General features: G+C 40.2%; 7 protein-coding genes and 2 pseudogenes. 2 read left to right on the top strand and 7 right to left on the bottom strand.

The window, feature by feature from the left end; genetic code table 11:
- The 5 genes and pseudogenes from Q0507_RS06485 to crcB all read right to left on the bottom strand — a co-directional run.
- A pseudogene (locus Q0507_RS06485) lies at positions 1 to 530 on the bottom strand (S-layer protein); the annotation flags it as partial.
- Between the two features lie 15 nt (positions 531 to 545).
- Positions 546 to 746 (bottom strand): annotated as a pseudogene (locus Q0507_RS06480) (hemagglutinin); the annotation flags it as partial.
- A 12-nt stretch (positions 747 to 758) separates the two neighbouring features.
- Positions 759 to 1,010, bottom strand: coding sequence for a hypothetical protein (locus tag Q0507_RS06475; RefSeq protein WP_298714077.1), 252 nt, complete (start codon positions 1,008 to 1,010; stop codon positions 759 to 761).
- 411 nt (positions 1,011 to 1,421) lie between these two features.
- Positions 1,422 to 2,402, bottom strand: a complete 981-nt coding sequence (locus Q0507_RS06470) for a molybdopterin-binding protein (protein ID WP_298714074.1) — start codon at positions 2,400 to 2,402, stop codon at positions 1,422 to 1,424.
- An 84-nt stretch (positions 2,403 to 2,486) separates the two neighbouring features.
- Entirely contained in the window at positions 2,487 to 2,867 is a 381-nt protein-coding gene (gene crcB / locus Q0507_RS06465) for a fluoride efflux transporter CrcB (protein ID WP_298714071.1), read from the bottom strand.
- Positions 2,868 to 3,056: 189 nt separating this feature from the next.
- On the opposite strand from crcB, the gene Q0507_RS06460 reads away from it, so the two are divergent.
- Complete coding sequence (locus Q0507_RS06460) at positions 3,057 to 3,440, top strand: helix-turn-helix domain-containing protein (RefSeq protein WP_101928542.1); 384 nt, start codon at positions 3,057 to 3,059, stop codon at positions 3,438 to 3,440.
- Positions 3,441 to 3,629: 189 nt separating this feature from the next.
- On the opposite strand, the gene Q0507_RS06455 is transcribed toward Q0507_RS06460, so the two are convergent.
- Positions 3,630 to 4,337 (bottom strand): GntR family transcriptional regulator, encoded by a 708-nt coding sequence (locus tag Q0507_RS06455; protein ID WP_004694848.1) that lies wholly within the window; start codon positions 4,335 to 4,337, stop codon positions 3,630 to 3,632.
- A 215-nt stretch (positions 4,338 to 4,552) separates the two neighbouring features.
- Here Q0507_RS06455 and Q0507_RS06450 point away from each other — a divergent pair, with 215 nt between their 5' ends.
- Positions 4,553 to 5,494, top strand: coding sequence for a diacylglycerol kinase family protein (locus tag Q0507_RS06450; RefSeq protein ID WP_101928544.1), 942 nt, complete (start codon positions 4,553 to 4,555; stop codon positions 5,492 to 5,494).
- An 80-nt stretch (positions 5,495 to 5,574) separates the two neighbouring features.
- Here Q0507_RS06450 and Q0507_RS06445 read toward each other — a convergent pair.
- Positions 5,575 to 6,360: PD-(D/E)XK nuclease family protein (locus Q0507_RS06445; RefSeq protein WP_298714066.1), on the bottom strand; the 786-nt coding region annotated here is incomplete at its 5' end.

Genomic DNA, 6,360 nt, shown 5'->3' with positions numbered 1-6,360 from the left:
CCCACTGTATTTGCTACTGCATATAATTGACTGCCATTTATAGCATCCGTGCTATCGGAAGACACCTTTCCTGATGCCACATTAATTATTTGACGTTCTTTACCTGATGCGCCAACACTTGTAACACCATTACGGGCTGCTCCAAGCCCAGAAAATCCGGAATAGGTAATACCATTTATGTTAGCTTTTGTTTCTGTTGTAGCAGCTCTATCGGTAGATGCGTTTCCTAAGAGAACACTATTTCCTTGTGTCGATGTCACATTACTGCCCAATACATATGTATTCGCTTGTGCTATTTTATTTCTTACACCAAAAGCGCCGGAATCAATGCCGGAGACAGTATTACCGCTACCAATTCCAACTCCACCACGTGCGGTAATTGTACTGCCTGTACCTACCGCAACAGCATTTCCAGCATCTCCATTAGCATTATTATTACCAACAGCAACTGCGCTCTCTTCAGCCTGTACACTATATCCAACAGCTACAGAACGAGCGCCTCTAGCTCTAGCACTATTACCGTATGCCACGGAATAATTACCCGATGCATCGGCATTAAAGCCAGTAGCGGTACTTGAAATACCACTAGCCTTTGTACTATTACCAACGGCAGTAGCACCTTCAGCAGATGCATTTGCAGATGAACCGAAGGCATTTGAATTACGTCCGGAAGAAACCGATCCATGGCCTATTGCAGTGGCATTCTCCCCTTCTGCACGAGCACTCCGACCAATAGCATTAGTATTATTAGCAGTTGCCTATGCGCTTCGTCCAATAGCTAGCGAAGTCCCACCAGATGCGGTAGATGACTGCCCTATAGCAGTTGAATACGAGCCGGACACCGTATTTCTGAAGCCTACTGCCAAACTATGATCGCTGGTAACCTTATTTTCAATACCAAAGTCACTCGAATACTCTGTCGGATTCCCCTGTGCTTCTGCATGTAATACAGTTCCCATTCCTAATGCAAGTAGTACTGCCAACGATAATGCCACTTGTTTGCTTTTCATCTTTTACTATTCCTCCTTACATCTAAAATTATAGATACTGCGCATAATATATTATCATTTATAATATATATTCAATAAAAAAATCAGCATAAAATATGGTTTCTTATAAATATTGTATTATCATTATCCCTGACTATTATTGTACTTTAAATTTTAAATGAAGTAAATGATTTTTAAGAAAAATAGATAAAATTATCGATTTTATCTATAAGCAAAATTCTCTACAAAAACGATTTCTACAAAAATATTAGAAATATCGTTGAACAGCATATAAGGGAATAAGATATATCTTATTCCCTTATATTAGCTATACTATTTATTACTAGTTATATTATTTACCCTAGTTATATTATTTACTCTAGTTATATTAGTTATTCTAGCTATATTAGTTATTCTAGTTATATCAGCCTATTATCCTAAGAACCCGCCATGACCCATACGGATGCAGTCATCTTTTGTGATTTGATCATCTGCAACGAGGCGCGGCAAGATTTCATCAAAGGCAGTCGGTTTGCTAAATAATACGCCACCTGGCACACCAAGGATTGGCGTGCCATCTTCGCAGTAAGCAATACAAACCATAGAACCCGGTAACACAGGCAAACCATAAGTAACAACACAATCTGCATAGCGTTTAATCGCACCTGGTGTTAAATCATCTGGGTCTACACTCATACCGCCGGTACAGAAAATGATATCGGCGCCCGCCGCTTTTACCTTGTAGATAGCTGCCACGATATCATCCGTATCGTCGGTTACAATCTCATGAGCTACCTTTGTAACACCAAATTCAGCGCAGCGTTCTTCAATGATTGGGGTGAAAGCATCTTTAATACGACCTTCAAATACTTCAGAACCAGTCGTAACGATCCCCATAGTTTTGCGCACAAATGGCTTCACATTGAGTAAAGGCACACCGTTGGCAATCTTCTTGGCATCGTCCACTTGTTGTTCCTCTAACAATAATGGAATGCAACGCATGCCTGCAAGTTTATCACCGGCTTTCACAGGTGTGTTATTAAATTTCGTTACGATTGTAAGTTCACCAATGCTGTTGATAGCATGTAAGCGATCTACATCGACCTTGAAAAGACCATCTACATCTGCAATGGCTTCAATTTTACCTTGCGCCATAGGGCCATCGTGCATGTTTTCGCCGCCTGCCATATGGTACAAAGCACGAGCTACGTCCTCTTCGTGCAAGAAACCTTCATCTTCCGATTCCATCACAAAGATATGTTCCTTACCAAGGTCTAACAATTTTGGAATATCCTCTTCTGTGATAACATGGCCACGGCGGAAGGGAGTGTCTTTCACCTCACCAATGACAATTCTTACGATATCGTGTAATAATATTTGCCCTACGGCATCTTGTGTTCTAATAGATTTCATAATATCTCCCAAGTCATTAATAATAAAATACGCTATGATATAACATCAAAATGTATTTAATACTATTATTCAATGTTAATATGTTTAAATACTACAGAGTAGACGCACGACCAGCATACCAACCCAACAGAGGATTAAGCCCCCTATGACTTGCATTACACCGTACCATAATGCTTGTACATAGGATTCAGCCATCATAAGCTGTAGCATTTCAAAGGCAAAGGTTGAGAAGGTGGTAAATGCACCTAGCCCACCTACAACGAGGAAAAATCTCGCCCACTGAGGTAGATCTGGCTTTTGCATATAAAGGCCTAAGACTAGACCGATAATGAGGCAACCAACGAGGTTTACTACTACCGTACCATACGGAAAAGAGCTGACCTTTGTCATAACCCATTCACCGAGAGCCATACGGCATAAGGCCCCAGTGGCGCCACCGAGGGCAACGGCTATGTATTTTTCCATATTGCCTCCTTTACTCACGATAACATACTAAATGTTATGAGCACATTACTATAGCATACATGTAATACTACTTTCACAATTCGTGTAATTATCTGTAATAGCCGATAATTATCTACTTTTCTATATTAGTCAGACGCTAATAATCTCAGTATACTATATTTAGAGAGTAGGGAAAAGAAAGGAGTCCCTATGAACCCCTCGGCTACACCGCTCACCGAACTGCGGATCAACACGTACGAAGACCCGTTTTTACAACATCAATATGTTTGTTTAGGTCATAAAATCGCCATTATTCGTGTGTCCCTAAATATGTCTCAACAAGAGTTAGCTCGTCACATTGGTATCAGTCGTAGTTATTTAAGTAAATTAGAATGTGGTACAGGCATCTCGGGCATGTCTTTAGAAATTCTTTTTAAAATCGCTCAAGCCTTTCAAATCAACGTAGGTCAGCTCGTAAGACTGCGTGTTATAGATTATAAAAACTGTAATGCGCACCTAACATCACACTATAAACGGCTAGAGCTTCTGAACCACACCAAGAGAACGTCTCGAAACCAAACAAAAGCAAACTAATCCGATAGTCTAAAACAACGGTTAATTAAATACAACAAATGATAACTAATTTACATCAAGATGCTCTAAGTACTCTAAATGAAAATTGAATTAGATATTCAAAATAATAATCAAAAAAGCTCCACCATTGGCGGAGCCTCTCATATGTCATTATACCCATTGCATCAGCATCAGCATCAGCAGCAGGCATTATACTTCATTAAGTTTTTTATGCTGTACTTCCGCATTTGCTTTTTTGAAGATAAATGCATTGTTGATATGCTGACGCATAGCCGTTTCTGCTGCTACTTCGTCGTGGCGTTCAATAGCGTCTACGATTTGGTCATGTTCATCATCACAGTCATGTGTACGTACAGCATTGAAAGAACTGATGTACATGTCACGATTAACGCGTTCACGGAAACCTGCTAGATAATCTACAATACGTTCATTGCCAGAGTAATGAGCAATCATTGTATGGAATCGGCTATTCACATCAACACGTTCTGTGGCATCTTCAATTTCATGCATCTCTTTACAAAGGGTTCTTAGCTCTTGTACTTGCTCAGGTGTAGCATGACGAGCACATAATCTAGCACCAAGTCCTTCCATCACTTCGCGAACTTGGTAAAGTGCTACAATTTCTTCTGGAGTGTCAGCTTTTACAGTAACACCTTTCCAAGGAACGATAACTACGAGATTATCTTTAGCCAATTTACGGAATGCTTCACGCACAGGTGTAGCACTCACTTGCAATTGTTCTGCAATTTTTACTTCGTTAAGCTTCTCTTGAGGCATCAATTCGCCTGTTAAGATAGCTGTTTTTAATGTTAAATATACTTGTTCACTGAGAGGTAATCTTTCGATAGAATCCACTGCGGACAATTTGTATTTATCTTTTGAACTTTGTCTTCCCATTACTATCCCCTAAACCTTACTAACCATTCTGTTTTCATGCTTTCACACTTTCAAAGAACGGTTAAAATGAGTATAATATAGTATACAACATATCTTAGAAAATATGTTGCACGTAATTAAGTGCATACAATATAATTATAGAACTCATAATTAAGACTGTCAATTTAACTATAGATAATAGCTATATCTCATTTTTGAAAGTAAGGAAGTACACTATGAGCCGTTGTTTGATTATCATCAACCCTGTCTCAGGAGGCGGTGCAGCACGCCGTTATGCCCTCGATTTACAATGGAAATTGAGTACCTTGTTCGAAACGATTGAGGTCAAATTCACCAGAGGCGAAGGCGATGCTACGCGCTTTGCTAAGGATGCTTGTGAACGCGGGTTTGATGCCGTATTCTGTATGGGCGGTGACGGCACTGTTAACGAAACCGTTAACGGTATTGCCCAAGGTGGATTCTCCTGTACCTTTGGGTTTATCCCCGTTGGTACAGTAAATGATATGTCTCGTGCGCTCGGCATTCACCAAAATCCAACGCAAGCCATCAGACGTATCGATATCAATGAAACTCGAACCATTGATATCGGCCGTTGTAATGATCGGTATTTCTGCAATAATATTGCAGCTGGCGTTATTCCTAAGGTTGTAGATGAAGTTACACCAAAGGAAAAGAGCATACTCGGCCCTCTCGCGTATTTCTTGAGAGCAGGCCAAGCGTTGTTCACTACGAAGGACTACACGTACCGCATTAAAACAGAGGACGATGATTTCATTTGCAAATCTCCTCTCGTTTTAGCCCTACTTACCAATGTAGTATCTAGCTTTGAGCGTTTTATGCCAGAAGCCTCTGTAGATGATGGTTATATGCGTATCATCATCTTCAAAGAATATTTTATCCTCGATATTCTCAGCGTATTACCACTCATTATCAGTGGTGCCATCTATAATTCTCGTTATACAACGACATTAACTGTGAAAAAAGCTCATATCGAACTTCTATCTGACGTCGATGATTTATCGACCAATATGGATGGTGATGCAGGTCCTGCTATGCCAGTAGACATTGAAGTATTGCCGCGCGTACTCAAGGTATTTGCACCTGCAAAGCATAAAAAGAAAAAAGCCTTAAATCTGCCTAAACTACCACATATATAACAAGTAATTGGTAACACAAAAGCTCTCTATCAATGAATAGAGAGCTTTTGTGTTTATTAATTTATAAGAATCTATACACTTTAGTCCACGATGATTGCATCGTGCAAGCGGAAGCTATAAATATAGCAAGCTTTCACGGGCATCCCCGTCAATCGCTGCAAGGCCTCTTTATAGAGATCCATTTGGATTTTATAGCGCTTGATGAGGTCTTCTCCGGATGTAACGCGATCCGTTTTGTAATCTACGAGAACCCATTCACCGTTCTCTTCAAAGGCCGTATCAATAATACCTTGAAGGAAGAGATTTTCCCCATCCTCTAAGGTGTCGTATACGCGTTTTCCTTCAAAGAGCATGCTAAACGGCAATTCTCGTTCGATACGTTTTGCCCTAATAAGGCGCTTACCAAGATCAGAGCTGAAAAATTTATACAAACTTATATCGCTTAATAAATTTCTCTCTTCCTCTGTGAAAGTCCCTTTCGCCACCAGTGCATCTAGTTCCTTCGTCAAAGAATCTTGCGTATACTCAACAAGAGGTAACCATTGCATAGCCTCATGCATCAAGGTACCCCATTGAGCACCCGTCAATACATCTTCTTCGGACTGTAGTGCTTGTGGCTTTCGACCGAATACGGAATTCGCTAATTCATCCTCCAAAACTATAACAGGCTGAACACTAATATTACTATTGTCATCGGTACTAAGATTCGGGTTCGTTGTATCTAACTTGATAGCCTGAACCGCATCCGACACGGCTCGTTTAGAACCCAAATCTACCATTGCAACCGATTTATTAAGAGTATCAATAGTTCCTGCCTCTAGTTCTCGCTCTTGGAATCGTCGTTTCAATTCACTAACGGAGATTTT

Origin of the sequence: uncultured Veillonella sp., assembly GCF_938010505.1 — a bacterium.
Taxonomy (GTDB): domain Bacteria; phylum Bacillota; class Negativicutes; order Veillonellales; family Veillonellaceae; genus Veillonella.
The sequence above is the reverse complement of the archived record's forward strand: the minus strand, read 5'-3'. Positions and strand labels throughout refer to the sequence as shown.